Here is a 16698-nt window from a genome sequence, read left to right as displayed (position 1 = left end):
ATCTCGCCTAACGAATAAAGAGGTCAACGAGAATGTTGATCGAGTTGAGCAGCGATTGGCCCTTCGCCTTCGAATAGTCGGTGTACAGCACCTCAACGGGCTGCTCAGCGTAGGGAAGACCGGTGCGGCCGAGCTGCACGATGATCTCGGTGCCGTGGGCCATGCGGTCTTGCTTGAGGTTAACTTGCTCGAGCGCGTCGCGCCGAATCACCCTGAGACCGTTGTGCGCGTCGGTGAGCTTGGTGCGAGTCGCGAAGTTCGTGACGGCGACCGCGGTTTTGAGCACGATCTTCTTGAGGAAGCCCGGCTTTGTGCGGTCGTCGAGAAAGCGCGAGCCAAACACAATCGCGAGGTCTTCGTTCTGTGCTCGCTGAACCATAATGTGAGCGTCTTCGACGCGGTGCTGGCCGTCAGCGTCAAAGGTGACGACGTACTCGGCGCCCTGCTGCAGCGCGTAGCTGAAGCCGGTTTGCAGGGCAGCGCCCTGGCCAAGGTTAATCGGGTGCTGCACGACAATCGCGCCGGCTTCGCGGGAAATTGCTGCCGAGCCGTCTGATGAGCCATCGTCGATGCACACGATGTTCTGAAACTGCTCTTTCAGTTCAGAAATCACCGTCGCAATCACCGTGGCCTCGTTGAAGAGGGGAACCACGACCCACGTATCGGGGTGCTCTCGCGCCTGACGCGGTGGTGAAAATTCTGACATGAACACTATCTTCTCAAATTTTGGGGTTGCATACCTGTTGTCTAGGCGTGGCGGCTAGCAATAGTGCCGTATGCGGGTGAATGTTTGGTGAACTCAGCGCGAACAGCGCATCGCGCAGCCTGAGAAAACTCTGCCGGTTCGCCCGGTCTGGGCGCAACGAAGCAAAGGGCGACGAGAGATCTGGCAGACTTGAGAACCATGCGCGTTGTCATAGCAAGCCGAATTTTTGAGCCGGAGCCCTCTGCGGCGTCCTTTCGGCTGCAAGCACTTGCTGAGCGTCTCGTCGCCGATGGGCACGAGGTCGAGGTAAAAACGGTTCGCCCACCCGCCACGCTCGCCCCCGCGCAGGTGCCCAAGCACTATCGAGTCACGAGGTGGCCGGTGAAGCGTGACCGTCAGGGCTACGTGCGAGGCTACGTCTCGTACATGAGCTTTGACGTGCCGCTCGCGCTGCGGCTCCTCTTCTCGCGCCGTGCCGACGCGGTCGTCGTTGAACCGCCGCCAACCACCGGGGTTATGGTGCGCTTCGCCTGCGCGATTCGCCGCACCCCGTACTTCTATTACGCGGCCGACGTGTGGAGCGATGCCGCTCAGCAAACGGGAGCCCCCGGCTGGATGGTGCGGAGCGTACGCGCCCTCGAAAAGTGGGCATGGCGAGGCGCTCGCGCGATCCTCTCGGTATCGACAGGGGTGACCGAACGAGTGGGTGAGCTCATCACTCACCCGCGCGTGCCAACCGTGGGCAACGGCGTGAGCGTCGCTCGGTTTGTCGCGGGAGCCGCTGGCGAGACACCCCTCGAAACCCCATTTTTTGTGTATGCGGGAACGGCCTCTGAGTGGCACGGTGCTACCGCGTTTGTCGACGCCTTTGCCGAGGCCGGGCCGCAGCTCGGTGACGCGCAGCTCGTCTTTATTGGCGGCGGATCAGAGCGGGCCGCTCTCGAAGAGCGCGCCGCGCAGCTCGGCATCGCGTCGCGCCTGCGGTTCTTCGAGACGATGCCGCCAGAAGAACTCGCGCCGTGGCTCGCTCACTCGATCGCATCGCTCGCGAGCGTGCGACCGGGAAGCGGGTACGACTTCGCTTTTCCCACCAAGCTCTACTCTTCGGCCGCGTGCGGTGCTCCGCTCATCTACGCGGGCCCCGGCCCCGCTGTCGAGTTCGTGCGATCACGCGTTGACGTCGAGCCGCTCGGTGAGGCGGTGGCCTACGACGAGGCCGCGATCGCCGACGCCCTGGTTCGCGCCTATGATCGACGGGCCGCGTCGACCCCAGAAACGATCGGTGCTCGCAGGCAGGCGGTGAGCGACTGGGCCGTGAAGACGGTTTCGCTCGACTCGGTTGCCGCCAAGATTGTGCGAGTGATCGAGGGCGACCAAGAACCTTTTTCCAGCGGCGAGCAGTAAAGTAACGAATACAGTTCTGCCATTCACGAGAGCCGACTCAGAACGGAAAGTGCAAACATGTCTGAAACCCTTATCCCAGTAGCCAAGCCGATTATTGGCGATGAAGAGCGTGCGGCGGTTGACCGCGTTATGCGCTCGGGCATGATCGCCCAGGGCCCAGAAGTGGCCACCTTCGAGAAGGAATTTGCAGAGCACTTCGTTGCCGGCCGCGAGACCGTAGCAGTGAACTCGGGCACGAGCGGCCTGCACCTGGGGCTTCTTGCCGCGGGCATCGGCCCCGGCGACGAGGTCATCGTGCCCTCATTCACCTTTGCCGCGACCGGCAACTCTGTCGCCCTCACCGGCGCAACACCCGTGTTCGTCGACATCGAACCTGATTACTTCTCGCTGAGCCCCGAGGCCGTGCGCCAGGCGATCACGCCTCGCACGAAGGCGATCATGCCGGTGCACCTGTACGGTCACCCCTTTCTCGTCGACCAGCTGAGCGAGATTGCGCGCGAGCACGACCTGATGCTCTTTGAAGATGCCGCGCAGGCTCACGGTGCGACCTGGCAGGGCAAGCCCGTTGGCAGCTTCGGCACCTTCGCCATGTTCAGCCTCTACCCGACCAAAAACATGACCTCGGGTGAGGGCGGCATGGTGACCTGCGACAACGCAGAGCTCGCACGCCAGGTGCGCCTGCTGCGCAACCAGGGCATGGAAGCCCAGTACGCCAACGAGGTCGTGGGTTTCAACACCCGCATGACCGACATTCACGCGGCCATCGGGCGCGTGCAGCTGACCAAGGTTGATGGGTGGACAGCGAAGCGCCAGGAGAACGCCGCGTTTCTCACCGAGCAGCTCGGCAGCATCGCCGGCATCGTGCCGCCGAAGGTCGCCCCCGAAGCAAGCCACGTCTACCACCAGTACACGATTCGCATTGCCGATGGCGAGCGTGACCGTTTTCGCACGGCCCTGCTCGAGGAGCACCAGGTGGGTAGCGGGGTCTACTACCCGATTCCTAACCACCGCCTCGCATCGCTCGCTCACTTCGCGCCCTCGCTTGAGCTGCCAGAGACCGAGAAGGCCGCTACCGAGGTGCTCTCGCTGCCGGTACACCCGTCGCTTGCGCAGTCAGACCTTGAACGCATTGCCAAGGCGGTAGCTACGGTTGCCGGCGCCGGGGCATAAGCGCTACCGCTTCTCAACTGTTTGCTGATCGAAGGAACCAATGCTTGATCTGATGAGGGTGCTGCGCAAACTCATGCCCCTGCTCCCTGAGAAGGCAGCTCGGTTTCTTACCGTCTTCTCGATCATTTCTTCGTTACTCGCGCTCATCGACGTCGCTGCCCTCGGCATTCTTGCGATGTCGATGACCGCGATGGCGCAGAAAGACACCGTGAAGCTGCCCCTGTTCGGCGAGTTTCCGCCCGATAAATACATCTGGCTCATCGGGCTGGTTTCACTGTTGATCATCAGCAAGTCGTTCTTTTCTATTGTGCTGCAGTGGATCGCCACTCGGCGTTTTGCGAAGTACGAGCTCGAGATCGGCGACAAGCTTTTTGCGGCGTACGTGCACGCGCCGTGGACAGAGCGCATTCAGCGCAGCACACCCGAGCTGGTGCGCATGGCCGACGTTGGTATCTCGGCGGTTATCTCGGGCTTCATCTTGCCAATCTCGACGTTGCCGACCCTTATCGCGACCTCGGTCTCAGTGCTCGCCGTCATCTTGATCGCTCAGCCCATGACCGCGCTCGTGACGCTCGCGTACCTCGGGTTCATTGCGCTTCTGCTCTACTTCTGGGTCTCACGCAAATCGGTGCAGGCCGGCCGCGTCAACCAGACTTACTCGTTCAAGGTCGCCAGACTCATGACCGAGATGATGGGCGCGCTCAAAGAGGTCACCCTGCGCGGCAAGGCCGACGAGGTCGCGGCGGTCGTGCACGAGAACCGCATTCACACGACGCGGGCGAGGGCAAACCTCGGCTTTCTCGGGCAGGTGCCAAAGTTTGTGCTCGAGGCGGCCCTCATCGGCGGCTTCGTGCTCGTGGGCGGCTTCGCCTACCTCATCGGCGGCATGACCGAGGCGATTGCCGCCATCGCGCTCTTCGCGGTGGCCGGCTTCAGGCTCGTGCCCTCGCTCACGGGCTTCCAAGCGATCATCACGCAGACCCACGCCAGCATGCCCCAGGTCAACGCCGTTATGGGTGACATCGAGCAGGCACAGGGGTACCTCGCGCGTGCCGAGCGTGTGACGCAAAAGCCCTTTGCCAAAGATCCCGAGCTCGTCGAGTTTCAGGGAGTGCACTACACGTACCCCGGTGCGTCGACACCGGCGGTCAAGAACGTCAACTTCTCGATTCCTATCGGCTCAACCGTCGGGCTCGTCGGCGCATCAGGCGCCGGCAAATCAACCATCGTTGACCTGTTGCTCGGCCTCTTGCTTCCCACCGAGGGCAACGTGCTCGTCGACGACAACGACATTGAAGAGGTGCTGGGCTCGTGGCGCGCTCGCGTCGGCTACGTGCCGCAGCAGGTCTCGCTCTTCGACGGCACCGTCGCGCAGAACGTCGCGCTCTCATGGTCAGACGACATTGATCTCGACAAGGTGAAGCGTGCGCTGCAGCAGGCGCAGCTGTGGGACGTTATCGAGCAGCGCCCTGGCCAAATGCTCGGCACCATTGGTGAAGGCGGCACCGCACTCTCGGGTGGTCAACGGCAGCGCCTCGGCATCGCGAGGGCGCTCTACAGCGACCCTCTCGTGCTCGTGCTCGACGAGGCGACGAGCGCACTCGATACGAAAACCGAGGCCGACGTCTCTCGCGCGATCCACAATATGAAGGGCGAGGTCACCGTTGTCGCTGTCGCGCACCGGCTCTCGACCATTCGAGATAGCGACCAGGTGCTCTTCATGCGTGACGGTGAGGTCACGGCTCAGGGCTCGTTCGATGAGCTCGTAGAGCAGGTGCCGGAGTTTGCGCTGCAAGCATCACTCGCAGGCATCATTGACCCGCCAGAGCGGAAGGGCTGATGGCGACGCCGCAGGCCGAGGTCGTGATCGCCGTGCATGACCCGAGACGCCAGGTTGTTCGGGCCGCCCGGTCGGTGCTCGACGGGACTAAGACCAACACGCTCGTCACGGTCGTGTGCCACGGCAAGCCCAAGGAGCACTTTGCCGAGCTCATGCAGTTCGCCGAGCAGCGTGCGGGGCAGGTGCGGCTTCTCGAATACAGCGACGGCATTGCGAGCCCCGCGGGCCCCTTCAACCACGGCCTTGACGAGGCGGTTGCACCCTACGTCGCCATCATGGGCAGCGACGACATGCTTGAGCCAGGTGCGCTCGACGCCTGGCACGGGCTCGCTGCCAGCGAGAACGCCGACTTCGTTTTTGCTGGCATGAAGTATCAAAACGGTACGACTATTGTGAACCCGCGGGTTCGGCCCTGGCGTGAAAAGGGACTTGACCCGCGCAAGGACCGACTCTTTGAGCGCTCTGCGCCCCTGGGGCTCATGCGAACAGCGCTCTTGCGCCAGCGCTCGATGCGCTTGGCCGAGGGGCTTGCCTCTGGCGAAGACATCGAGTTTACGGCCCAGCTCATTGTTGCCGCGCAGCGCATCGCTACAGCCCGCAAACACCCCAAATACATTATTGGCGTCGACGCCGAAGAGCGCGTTACCGCCGGGCACTACACCGCCGCCGAGATGCTGGCGCCCCTGTGGCTCATCATTCGTTCGCCGTGGTTTGCCGAGCTGGCACCAGACGTCAAAGCCTCGCTCCTCACCGCGAGACTGCGCATCGCCGTGCTCGCAACGATTGCGCGCCGCACGACCGCTGCAGAGTGGGGCGAGGCCGATATCGACGCAACGCGCGAGATCTTCACGTATGTCACGAGCGAGGCCCCGGCTGCGCTGCACCCGCTGCCGCGCAGCAACCGCAACTTCATCGATGCGATTCTCGCCGACGGCTGCGACGCCGAGCAGGCGGCCGACGCGGCTGGCCAGCTCGTTGCGGCGGGGCAAGCCGACACGCTTTTGCCGCGCAAACTTCGGTATTCGCTGCACCGTGACGGTACGCTTGTGCGCTATGCGGGCTACGCGCTGCGCCGGTTCGGGGCATAGCGGAAGCCTGCAACGCACGGCATCTGAGCGGTACGGAGGCAAGAAACATGATGAGACAGGGCATAGTCAATCTGCTCGGCAGAATGACCAGGCTGGTGCCTGAGTCGCTGCTCTACCGGGTGCTACCCGCCAAATACCGGTGGGATCGCGCCGCGATGGTCACCGCCACGCCTCCCCAAACCGCGACCCGCGTATTCATTGGGCCGGTGAACTCTGCCGGGCAGGGCACCCGCTGGGCACGGGCGGTCGAAACCTTGAACGGTGACGTTGGTGCGGTCTCAATGGCCTACACTGGCATCGGTGAGTTCGGCTACCCCATCGACCAGGGCGTGCCAGCGACCGGCTATGTGCTTTCAAAATCATGGCAACGCGCCCAGAAAGAGGCCGTTGAGCGTGGCTTCACGCACGTGCTGCTCGAGTCAGAGCGCCATCTCTTTGGCCGCGTGTTTGACCAGACGGTCGCGCAGCAGGTGCAGGGGCTCATTGATGCAGGGATCGCCGTGGCCTTCGTCTCGCACGGCAGCGATCTGCGGTTGCCGAGCCGCCACGCAGCAGCAGAGCCGCTCTCGCCGTTTGCGCCTGGCGAGTGGAGCGATACCCCGAAACTTGAAGCCGAGGCGACTCGCAACCTGGCGCTGCTCGAGAGCTTTGACCTACCCGTCTTCGTCTCGACGCTCGGGCTCATGCCTGACGCGCCAGCGGGCGCAGAGTGGCTGCCCGTCGTCATCGACACCGATGTGTGGCTGCCGGGTGACGAGGTGTTCGTGCGCGAACGGCCCGTTGTCGTGCACGCCCCGAGCAAGGGGGTCGTGAAGGGTACCGCTCTTATTGAGCCGATCATGCGCCGCCTGCACGACGAGGGCCTTGTCGAGTATCGCCCCATTTCAGGGGTGCCGGCCAACGAGATGCCCTCGGTATACCGTGACGCCGATATTGTGCTTGATCAGTTTCGACTGGGCGACTATGGCGTCGCTGCGTGCGAGGCCATGTCGGCTGAGCGCGTCGTCATCGGCCACGTCTCGCAGGGCGTTCGTGACGAGGTGTTCGCCCGCACCGGGCAGCAGCTGCCTATCGTGCAGGCCACGCCAGACGATCTCGAAGCGGTCGTGCGGCAACTCGTGGCGCACCCGCAAGGCGGCCAGCAGACGGCGAAGCTCGGCCGTGAGTTCGTGGTAGCCCAGCACGACGGCAGACGCTCTGCGGCAGCCCTCGCAGAATTCTTAGGCGTTCAAGGCCCGCCTCACGCTGGTGCTGAAAACGATACGCGCGAACAACCAGGGGGAGGCCACGGCGATGCAGCCTAAAGCGACACTGCTCATCATCTCGTTTTCACAGCTCGTGAGCGACGCGAGGCTGCTCAAGCAGATTCGGTTGCTCTCAGAGCACTACGCCGTCACCACGTGCGGTTATGGCGAGGCGCCAGAGCATGCGGCCGAGCACATTGAGCTCTCGCCAGAGCACCCGATCTGGGCCTATGACCGGGTGCAGCTCATGACCCGCCAGTTCTCGAAAGCCTACTGGGGTAACCCCGCGATCGGCGAGGCCCGCGAGATGCTTCGCGGCAGAGCCTTCGACCTCGTGCTGGCCAACGATGTCGACCCGGTCGGCATCGCGCTTGAGGTGCCCACGCGCTATGGGCTGCACGTCGACCTGCACGAGTACTCGCCGCGCCAGAAAGAAGACCTGCTGCGCTGGCGCATCTTCGTGGCCCCGTTTATTCGCTGGATGGTTCGCACCTTCGTGACCAAGGCTTCGTCGTGGTCAACGGTTTCGGCGGGGCTCTCGCGTGAGTACCTGCGGGTGTTTGGATTCGACGCAGAGGTCATCACGAATGCCTCGCCGTTTCACGATTTCTCGCCCACGCTCACGCCGGCGGCACAGGAGCAGCCCGCGACGAGCGAGCAGCCGATTGGGCTCGTGCACTCGGGGGCGGCGCTGCGCGACCGCAAGCTTGAGACGATGATCGAGGCGGTGCGCCTGAGCAAGCGAGAGGTGACCCTCGACCTTTTCTTGACGAAGAACGATCCGCAGTATTTCGCCGAGCTTCAGGAGCTCGCGAGTGACTTGAGCGGGGTGCGGGTCAATGAGCCCGTCGCCTACGCCGAGCTCATCAAAACCCTGCACGGCTTCGACGTGGGCGTGTTCTTGCTTGAGCCCACGAACTTCAGCTACCGATTTGCGCTGCCGAACAAAATCTTTGACTTCGTGCAGGCACGCCTCGGCATGATCGTTGGCCCATCACCAGAGATGGTCGACATCGTGACCGAAAACGACCTCGGGGTTGTCACGAAAGACTTCAGCCCAGAATCGCTTGCGCGAGCAATCGACGAGCTCGACGCGGCGACGATTGATGCTTGGAAGAGGGCGTCGCACGAGGCAGCGCGCCCCCTCTCGAGCGAACTCGAATCACAAAAGTGGCTCTTGGCACTGCAAGCGCTCGAGGCGGGGCAGCAGCGGTGAGCGAGCAGACGGCGCTCGACGTCGATCTCATCATTGCGGTGCACAGCGACGCCCGCCCGATCGAGCGCGCGGTGCGGTCGGCGCTCGCCGCGAGCACGGCTTCGCTGCGTGTCACGGTGGTGTGTCACAACGTCGAAACCGAACCCATCGAGCGGCGTCTCGGCGACCTGTGCGCAGACCCGCGCGTTCGTCTCGTGCAGCACCGCGACGCGGTGAAGAGCCCGGCCGGCCCCTTTAACGCGGGGCTCGAACTGGCCACTGCGAGGTACACCTCGATCATGGGCTCAGACGACTCGCTTGAGGCGGGGGCCATCGACAGCTGGCTGCGCCGCGCCGACGAGACCCGCGCCGACGTCGTGATTGCCGGCCTGGCCCACGCCGTGGGCGGGGCAGTGCCAACGCCGCCCGTGCGGCTGTTTCGAGAGCACAACCTCGACATGGTGCGTGACCGGCTCAGCTACCGAACGGCGCCGCTCGGTCTTGTGTCACGTGAAACGTTCGGCCATCTGAGGCTCACCGAGGGGCTGCGTACGGGCGAAGACATCGCCTACGGCCTCGAACTCTGGGCTCACGCTCGTCGTATTGAGTTTGCGCGAAGCGGGCCTGGCTACCTCGTGCACGCAGACGCCGACGAACGGGTAACCACGGCGTTGGGGCCCATTGAAGACGACCTTGAGTTCGTTGAAGGGCTGCTCAGCTCGGCGACCCTGCGCGGTCTTGGCGCGAAGCAGCGGCAGGCCTTTCTCACGAAAATGGTGCGCGGCAGCCTGCTGCCGCTCGTGACCAACCGACTGAACAGCTGGCACTGGAGCCCGCAGCAAAACGAGGCGCTCATGATCGTCGCCGAGCAGTTTCTCGCGGCCGCTGGGGCCAGGGCAGGGGCTTCGCCCGCCGAGGCTTTCCCGTCGCTCTCGCGTGCCGAAGCGCGGCTGTTCGACGCCATGCTCGCGCGAGACAGCAACGCCGAAACGCTCGTGGCCGCGGCCAGAGCAACGCGTCGACGGCTGAGACCCGCTTCGCTCCTCACGCCCCGCCTCGGCCACGTGCTGCGGGCCGATGCGCCGCTGAGGTTCACCGCCGCGAGCGTTGCGCTCTTCACCAAGGGTTAACACTCTCGGGCAAGCTGGTGACCGCTAAGGAAAGCCGGGCAAACGCGGGTACACTCTTAACTGTGAAGATCGCAGTCATTGCAACCGGAAAAATCGGCCTCCCGCTCGCAACCCAGTTCGCCTCGATGGGGCACGAGGTTGTCGGCGTCGACGTGAACCAAGCTCTCGTCGATTGCATCAACCGCGGCGAAGAGCCGTTTCCCGGCGAGTTCGGCCTCGCCGAGAAGCTCGCAGAGCAGGTGCCCTCGGGCAAGCTGCGCGCCACGAGCGACTACGCCGACGCCATTCCCGGCGCCGACGCGATCGTGATTGTCGTACCCCTGCTCGTGAACGAAGAGACCTGGCAGCCCGACTTCACCTGGATGGATCAGGCCACCCGATCATTCGCCGAGCACATCACGCCGGGCACCCTCGTCTCGTACGAGACCACCCTGCCCGTAGGCACGGTGCGAAGCCGCTGGAAGCCGCTCATCGAAGAGGTCTCTGGGCTCACCGAAGGCACCGACTTTCACGTCGTGTTCTCGCCAGAACGCGTGCTCACCGGCCGCGTGTACGAAGACTTGAAGAAGTACCCGAAGCTCGTGGGCGGGCTCTCTGAGGCCGGCACGAAGCTGGCAACCGACTTCTACGAGTCGGTGCTCACCTTCGACGAGCGTCCCGACCTGCCGAGGCCCAACGGTGTATGGGACATGGGAACGGCCGAGGCCGCCGAGATGGCAAAGCTCGCTGAGACCACCTACCGTGACGTCAACATTGGCCTCGCGAACCAGTTTGCGCAGTTCGCCGACACCGCCGGCATCGACGTGTACAAGGTCATTGAGGCCTGCAACTCGCAGCCCTTCAGCCACATTCACCGCCCCGGCATCGCCGTCGGCGGGCACTGCATTCCCGTCTACCCGCGCCTCTACCTCTCGACCGACCCCGACGCCTCGATCGTGCGCACCGCTCGCAACGCAAACGCTGAGATGCCCGCATACACGGTTGGCCGCGTTGCCGAGATGCTCGGTGACCTCGCCGGTCAACGCGTCGTGGTGCTCGGCGCCGCCTACCGCGGTGGCGTCAAAGAGACCGCCGTTTCAGGCGTGTTTCCCACCGTCGACGAACTGAAGAAGCGCGGCGCGGTTGTGACCGTGCACGATCCGCTGTTCTCAGAAGAAGAGCTCGCCGCCTACGGCTTCACCGCGCACACGCTCGGCGACCCGGTTGACGTCGCGATTCTTCAGGCCGACCACGCGATGTACCGCGAGCTCACCGCCGCAGACTTTCCTGGTATCAAGCTCATCGCCGACGGCCGCAACTACACCGACCCCGCGAAGTGGGCTGGTACGCCTCGCATCGTGATTGGCGCTGCGGGCTAACGCTCCGTAACCAGTGGGTGAACGCCCTCGGCAATCGCTGCTTCTTCAGCGTAAGCCGAGGGCGTTTCGCTCTGGTGCGGCTACACTTGCAAGCATGGATCTTCTCGTAGTCGGGTCAGGCTTCTTCGGCCTCACCATCGCAGAACGCGCAGCAACCGAGCTCGGTAAAAAGGTGACGGTCATTGAGCGCCGCAACCACATTGGCGGTAACGCCTACTCAGAGGCCGAGCCCGAGACCGGTATCGAGGTGCACCGCTACGGCGCGCACCTCTTTCACACCTCGAACGAGACGGTGTGGGAGTACGTGAATCGCTTCACGACCTTCACGAATTACGTGCACCGCGTGTACTCGAACTACGAGGGCGAGGTGTACCCGCTGCCCATCAACCTCGGTACGATCAACCAGTTCTTCCGCGCGGCGTACGGCCCCGAAGAGGCGCGCGCGCTCATCGCTGAGCAGGCAAGCGAGCACGACAGCAAGACGGCGCAAAACCTTGAAGAGCGCGGCATCTCGCTCATCGGTCGCCCCCTCTACGAGGCGTTCATTCGCGACTACACCTCGAAGCAGTGGCAGACCCCGCTCACCGAGCTTCCCGCCGAGATCATCAGCCGCCTGCCGGTGCGCTACACGTACAACAACAACTACTTCAGCGACACCCACGAGGGGCTGCCGACCGACGGCTACACAGCGTGGCTCGAGCGCATGGCCGACCACCCGAACATCGAGGTGAAGCTCGACACCGACTTCTTTGACGAGTCGCAGCCGCTCAACAAGAACGCCGTCGTCGGCAAAGTTCCCGTCGTGTACACGGGCCCCGTCGACCGCTACTTCGACTACGCCGAGGGCGAGCTCAGCTGGCGCACCCTCGACTTCGAAGAGGAGGTGCTCGAGGTCGGCGACTTCCAGGGCACGAGCGTCATGAACTACGCCGGGTCAGATGTGCCCTACACGCGCATTCACGAGTTTCGCCACTTTCACCCCGAGCGCGACTACCCGAAAGACAAGACCGTCATCATGCGCGAATACTCGCGTTTCGCGACGCGCGACGACGAGCCCTACTACCCGGTCAACACCCCCGACGATCGCGAGATGCTGCTCAAGTACCGCGAGCGCGCAGACGCTGAAGACCGCGTGATTTTCGGCGGGCGCCTCGGCACTTACCAGTACCTCGACATGCACATGGCCATCGGCTCAGCGCTGTCGGTGTTCAACAACAAGCTGCCCGACCTCTTCGCGTAGGTTTCTCGTCGCCCCGGCGACTAGCACGACGCGGCGACCGTAGCACCAAGCTCGGTCGCCGCGTTGCGCATTTCTGCGGTGAACTCACCGAGAAATACCAGCGGATCAGTGCACAGCTTCCAGCCGTACCCCGTCGTGATCTGCTGCATTGCAATTTCGGCGCCGGTGCTGTCGTACGACCCGTGCAACCAGTACGAGAACGGCCGCCCCTTCGTGGCCTCGTGCGTGGCATTGAACGTCGTGTCGAAGAAGTGCTTGAGCGCCCCCGAAAGGTACCCGAAGTGCACGCTTGAGCCGAGCAGGTAGCCATCGGCCGCGAGCACGTCGTCGACGGTCGCCTCGAGCGCGTTGCGCTCAACCACGGTCACGTCTTCGAGCCCCTCGAGCCTGGTTCCCTCAAGCACCGCCTGGGCGATCTCGAGCGTGCGCGGGGTAGGGCTGTGATGAACGACGAGCAGTGTGGCCATGGCCCCGAGTGTAGCGCGCCCGTGCGGTGATCGTCAGGGGCCAGACGCTCACTCGGCGCTGGGGCTGGCGCCCGAACCGGCGCCTCCGCGAGCCTCCGGGCTCAGCTGGTTCTCGGCGAGGTCGAGCAGCTCGGCGAGCTTCGAGCTGTGGCCGCGGTATTCGTCGAGCTCGGTCTGGAGCTGCTGCACCTGCTCGTTGAGCTCCCGTACTTTGGCGCGGGTAATGCGTGGATCGACGGCGCGAAAGAGTCGTGAGAGGGGCGAAGACATGGGGGCTCCTTGGGTCGAGGTCGAAGAGTGTGTGGGCGCGAGCGTGAAGGTCACGCCGAAGGGCTGTCGTTCGAGGGCGGCGGATCGCGCGGCCTCCGAGAATCCCGCGCTAGTCGTGGCGACCGAGCCAGCCGTGCCAGCAGCCCCCGGCGTCGCCGCGAGCGGCTGCACCCGCGCCTCGAGCCCGAAGGCCGCGGCCTCGGCGCGCAGCTGCTCGGGGGTGAGGTGCCAGGTGGTGGGGTTGTCGGGCGCGAGGTCGGCTGCGTGGCGGGTGAAGAAGGTGCCGATGGCCTTTCCGCCAGAGTTCAGGGCCATGCGGGCGAGCCGGTACATGTTGGGGCGCGCGTGCTCGGTGACCTGCTCGAAGACGTGGTGGGCGACGAGGTCGAACGGGCCCGTGACGCCGTTTTCGGTGGGCGCCGCGAGCGACGTGATGCGGTACAGGTTGACGTGGGCGGCGCGCACATTGGCCTGCTCTGAGAGCCGCTTGAGGTGGGTGAGCGGCTCGCGGGCATAGTCGGTGGCGATGACCTCGCGGGTTGGCGTGGCGAGGCGCCGCGTGAGCGATCCGCCGCCGGCTCCGAGCTCTACGAGCTGGGGCGCTTGGAGTGAGCGGGCAGCGTCGGTGATCCACTCGGCTCCTGGCTCCCACGGCGCGTAGGCGTCGGGGTGGGCGTACCAGCCGTTCCAGAAGTGCCGGCCAAAGTTGAACGAGCCGAACCAGTTCTGAAAGCGGCGGCGCGTGGGCTCTGGCGTTTCGATGACGAAGCCGGGAATCGGGGTGCGCCAGTCGGCGTCGTAGTTGATCTCGAGCCATACCTCGGGCACGCGGGGTGCGGGAAACGCGGTGCCGCCAATGGTGACCTGGCTGAAGGGCAGCATGTCGGCCTCGCGCATGGGGCCGCGCACGTGAAACGGCTGGTTGATGTTGCCGTCGTCGGTGAAGAACGCGGCGAAGACGTCGATGTAGTAGTCGACGCCCGAGTCGGTCGCGAAGTGCAGCTGCATGTGGGTCGCGCTGTGGCGCATGAGCGTGTAGCCGAGGGCCTCGAGCCGGCGGCCCACCTGGTAGCCCTCGCGCGCGACCTCGGCGGGGGTCGTGAAGCGCGAGAGGTAGGCGACGTCGGCGTCATCGTCGTGGGGCAGTAGCGAGCCGTCGCGCACGCCGCCCAGCAGGGTTCCGCCGACGACGAAGGGCCTCAGGCCCATGTCGGTGAGGTTGTCGATGATCACGGCCGCGCGGCGCACGATCTCGTCGCGCACGTCTTGCCCCATCTCGGTGAGGTTCGGTGCGAGTCGCAGCCACTTGTTGAGCGAGAGCCCCACGCCGGCGTCGTTGACGATCGCGACGCGGGCATCGTCGCTCGTAAACGCGACCTCGCCCGACCAGAGCGCCTCGGTGTCGCCCGTGGGGGCGATCATCAGGGTCGACGAGCCGATAAGAAACGGGTGCAGCGCTTCGGGCCACGGCAGCTCGGTGCCGCCCGCGATGTCGCGCACGTCGAGAGACCAGACACGCTGCTCATCGAAGCAAATATCGATGGATGAGAGCGAGGCCGGCACCCAGTGAAAGGTGATTCCCGAACGGTCAGCGCTCACGGGCACGAAAGATTGCATGCCTTAGAGCCTACTGCGAACTATGAACGCCCGGTAAACGTGCGCTCCCACTCTTCGACCGAGGTGAGGCGTGGCATAGCTGCTCGGTACTGCTCAGCGAGCGCATCCCAGTTCTTTTCGATCTCGCGGGTGAGCGCGCGGCTCTCTTTGAGCAGGCGCCTGAATTTTGCGCGGTCGTGCCGGTACCACATCTTGCCTGCACCGTCGGCCGTGCCCACGATGACGCTGCGGTGCGAGGGCACCCGCCACCAGAAGGCCTCGCGCTTCGGGTATTCGAGCTCTGGCTCGATCGACGCGGCCTCGGCCTCTTTGCGCAGCCAGTGCTTTGGCACGTTCTTGAGCGTGTACAGCGCCAGCTGGGTGCCGGCGGGGCTTTGCGGATCGGGGTCGAGGGTCGGAATCACGCGGCCGCCTCGCGACACCGGAGTGTCTTCGTCGCCCGGGCGGTACACGCGCGTTTCGGGGAAGCCCTCAGCGCGCTTTCGCGCCTCGGGCATCGACTGCGCCATGGTTGCGTGCAGCACCTCGGGGCCCTTCAAAACGTCGCGCAGGGCGTCGACCGCGAGCTGCGTCGCGTAGTACTGCATGTTGAGCAGCTTCTTGATGTCCTGACGGCCGCTGTTTTGCAGGAGCCGGCCGCTCTTGGGCCTGGTCGAGTGCAAGAGACCCGCGATGATGCGGTTGCGGGTGTGGAAGTATGCGCCCCAGTCTTGCGAGTCGTCTTTATCGAGCCACGAGACGTGCCAGAGGGCGACGCCGGGCAGCGAGACGGTGCGGTAGCCGGCGGCCTTCGCGCGCAGCCCGTACTCGGCGTCATCCCACTTGATGAAGACCGGAATCGAGAGGCCGAGCTCGGCGATGACCTTCTTCGGGATGAGGCACATCCACCAACCGTTGTAGTCGGCGTCGAGGCGCGCGTGCATCCACGGCGTTTGGCGCAGGTTCGCGTTGCGGAAGTTGTGGCGGTGCTGCTCAGGGAACGAGGGGCCCCAGTTGAAGGCCTCGTCGCCCACGATCTCAGCCCAGGCGTGCATGACGGGCTTGTCGTAGAGGTCGAACATGTGGCCGCCCACGATCACGGGCGTGCGGCTGAACCGCGCGAACTGGTGGGCGCGCAGCGCGCTCTCTGGCTCGAACTCGATGTCGTCGTCGAGTAGGAGGAGGAAGTCTGACTCGTCGCGCTTCAGCGTCTCGGCCATCGACCGCGAGAAGCCGCCCGAGCCGCCGAGGTTGGGCTGCTCGATGACGCGCAGCTTGTCGCCGAGCGCTTCTTGCAGCTCGGCATAGCCGGCCTCGTCGCGCACCTTCAGGGTTCCCTGGTCAACAAGAAACACCTGGTCGATCGCTTCGACGAGCGCGGGCGAGCCCTCGATCGCGCGCAGGGTCTGCACGCAGTAGTCGGGCTTGTTGTAGGTCGTCATGCCGATGTTGAGTTTGCCGGGTGTCGTGGGCTCGGCCTCGGTGCTCCACTCGCCGTGCTCGAGCACGAGGTCGCCGTCGCCAGCGACGAGGTCGAACCAGTACCAGCCGCCGTCGCCAAACTTGTTGAGGGGCAGATCGAAGGCGGATCGCTGCTGTTCGCCCGAAACGGTTGTCGCCGCGACCTGCTGCAGCGCTCCCGCAGCGTTCGAGCGGTACACCATGACAGTGCCGGGGCCGCTCGTCGTGACCTGGAGCGTGACGTCGGTGACGACGCTCCAGCGCTGCCAGTACGAGGCGGGAAACGCGTTGAAGTAGGTCGCGTACGAGACGCGCTTGCCAGCGCGCACCCTGGTGCTGTGGCGTGAGAGCACATTGTCGATGCTCGCGACGGCGGTGAGCCTCAGCGGTTTCCCGTCAACCTCGCTCCACGACTCTGGGTCGGCGTAGAGGGGCAGTACATCGGGGTCGGTGATCGTCGGGAAAACGACGTTCTGAAGAACCGTGGTCACAGGAAACCTTTCGACACGTACAAAGTCACTCGTCAGTG

At 64.5% G+C, this 16698-nt stretch carries 13 protein-coding genes; 9 read left to right on the top strand and 4 right to left on the bottom strand.

Annotated features, from left to right (window positions below):
• Positions 1-7: 7 nt before the first annotated feature.
• Positions 8-706, bottom strand: coding sequence for a glycosyltransferase family 2 protein (locus JSO19_RS04570; protein ID WP_270910038.1), 699 nt, complete (start codon positions 704-706; stop codon positions 8-10).
• Positions 707-904: 198 nt separating this feature from the next.
• On the opposite strand from JSO19_RS04570, the gene JSO19_RS04565 reads away from it, so the two are divergent.
• The 9 genes from JSO19_RS04565 (at position 905) to glf (ending at position 12375) form a co-directional block, all read left to right on the top strand.
• Positions 905-2110, top strand: a complete 1206-nt coding sequence (locus JSO19_RS04565; protein ID WP_270910036.1) for a glycosyltransferase family 4 protein — start codon at positions 905-907, stop codon at positions 2108-2110.
• 57 nt (positions 2111-2167) lie between these two features.
• Positions 2168-3280, top strand: coding sequence for a DegT/DnrJ/EryC1/StrS family aminotransferase (locus JSO19_RS04560; protein WP_270910035.1), 1113 nt, complete (start codon positions 2168-2170; stop codon positions 3278-3280).
• A 40-nt stretch (positions 3281-3320) separates the two neighbouring features.
• Positions 3321-5120 carry an ABC transporter ATP-binding protein gene (locus JSO19_RS04555; RefSeq protein ID WP_270910033.1) on the top strand — a complete coding sequence of 600 codons (1800 nt, stop codon included), beginning with the start codon at positions 3321-3323 and terminating at the stop codon, positions 5118-5120.
• Complete coding sequence (locus JSO19_RS04550) at positions 5120-6208, top strand: glycosyltransferase family A protein (protein ID WP_270910032.1); 1089 nt, start codon at positions 5120-5122, stop codon at positions 6206-6208. Before JSO19_RS04555 ends, JSO19_RS04550 begins: the two co-directional genes overlap by 1 nt.
• A gap of 47 nt (positions 6209-6255) precedes the next feature.
• Complete coding sequence (locus JSO19_RS04545) at positions 6256-7512, top strand: glycosyltransferase (RefSeq protein WP_270910030.1); 1257 nt, start codon at positions 6256-6258, stop codon at positions 7510-7512.
• The gene (locus JSO19_RS04540) at positions 7502-8668 is read left to right on the top strand and encodes a glycosyltransferase family 1 protein (RefSeq protein WP_270910028.1); all 1167 of its coding nucleotides are present in this window, start codon (positions 7502-7504) and stop codon (positions 8666-8668) included. Before JSO19_RS04545 ends, JSO19_RS04540 begins: the two co-directional genes overlap by 11 nt.
• Positions 8665-9777: a glycosyltransferase gene (locus JSO19_RS04535; protein WP_270910026.1), complete on the top strand. Its 1113-nt coding sequence runs from the start codon at positions 8665-8667 to the stop codon at positions 9775-9777. The genes JSO19_RS04540 and JSO19_RS04535 overlap by 4 nt, the downstream gene beginning before the upstream one ends.
• A gap of 62 nt (positions 9778-9839) precedes the next feature.
• Entirely contained in the window at positions 9840-11135 is a 1296-nt protein-coding gene (locus JSO19_RS04530) for a nucleotide sugar dehydrogenase (protein ID WP_270910025.1), read from the top strand.
• A 94-nt stretch (positions 11136-11229) separates the two neighbouring features.
• Positions 11230-12375, top strand: a complete 1146-nt coding sequence (gene glf / locus JSO19_RS04525) for a UDP-galactopyranose mutase (protein WP_270910023.1) — start codon at positions 11230-11232, stop codon at positions 12373-12375.
• 20 nt (positions 12376-12395) lie between these two features.
• On the opposite strand, the gene JSO19_RS04520 is transcribed toward glf, so the two are convergent.
• From JSO19_RS04520 to JSO19_RS04510, 3 genes are read right to left on the bottom strand one after another with little or no spacing between them, the layout of a single operon-like run.
• Positions 12396-12842 carry a flavodoxin family protein gene (locus tag JSO19_RS04520; protein ID WP_270910022.1) on the bottom strand — a complete coding sequence of 149 codons (447 nt, stop codon included), beginning with the start codon at positions 12840-12842 and terminating at the stop codon, positions 12396-12398.
• A gap of 48 nt (positions 12843-12890) precedes the next feature.
• Positions 12891-14729, bottom strand: coding sequence for a class I SAM-dependent methyltransferase (locus JSO19_RS04515; RefSeq protein ID WP_270910021.1), 1839 nt, complete (start codon positions 14727-14729; stop codon positions 12891-12893).
• A gap of 20 nt (positions 14730-14749) precedes the next feature.
• The gene (locus JSO19_RS04510) at positions 14750-16660 is read right to left on the bottom strand and encodes a glycosyltransferase (RefSeq protein WP_270910020.1); all 1911 of its coding nucleotides are present in this window, start codon (positions 16658-16660) and stop codon (positions 14750-14752) included.
• Positions 16661-16698: the final 38 nt, after the last annotated feature.

It is taken from the genome of Leucobacter sp. UCMA 4100, from assembly GCF_027853335.1.
Taxonomy (GTDB): Bacteria; Actinomycetota; Actinomycetes; order Actinomycetales; family Microbacteriaceae; genus Leucobacter_A.
Note: the sequence above shows the minus strand (reverse complement) of the source record. Positions and strands in the feature narration are given on the sequence as shown.

Excerpts from the sequence above, each read along its gene's own strand:
- JSO19_RS04545 (WP_270910030.1), top strand. The coding sequence starts at position 6,256 with ATGATGAGACAGGGCATAGTCAATCTGCTCGGCAGAATGACCAGGCTG.
- JSO19_RS04540 (WP_270910028.1), top strand. The coding sequence starts at position 7,502 with ATGCAGCCTAAAGCGACACTGCTCATCATCTCGTTTTCACAGCTCGTG.
- glf (WP_270910023.1), top strand. The coding sequence starts at position 11,230 with ATGGATCTTCTCGTAGTCGGGTCAGGCTTCTTCGGCCTCACCATCGCA.
- JSO19_RS04515 (WP_270910021.1), bottom strand. The coding sequence starts at position 14,729 with ATGCAATCTTTCGTGCCCGTGAGCGCTGACCGTTCGGGAATCACCTTT.
- JSO19_RS04550 (WP_270910032.1), top strand. The coding sequence starts at position 5,120 with ATGGCGACGCCGCAGGCCGAGGTCGTGATCGCCGTGCATGACCCGAGA.
- JSO19_RS04560 (WP_270910035.1), top strand. The coding sequence starts at position 2,168 with ATGTCTGAAACCCTTATCCCAGTAGCCAAGCCGATTATTGGCGATGAA.
- JSO19_RS04520 (WP_270910022.1), bottom strand. The coding sequence starts at position 12,842 with ATGGCCACACTGCTCGTCGTTCATCACAGCCCTACCCCGCGCACGCTC.
- JSO19_RS04570 (WP_270910038.1), bottom strand. The coding sequence starts at position 706 with ATGTCAGAATTTTCACCACCGCGTCAGGCGCGAGAGCACCCCGATACG.
- JSO19_RS04555 (WP_270910033.1), top strand. The coding sequence starts at position 3,321 with ATGCTTGATCTGATGAGGGTGCTGCGCAAACTCATGCCCCTGCTCCCT.
- JSO19_RS04565 (WP_270910036.1), top strand. The coding sequence starts at position 905 with ATGCGCGTTGTCATAGCAAGCCGAATTTTTGAGCCGGAGCCCTCTGCG.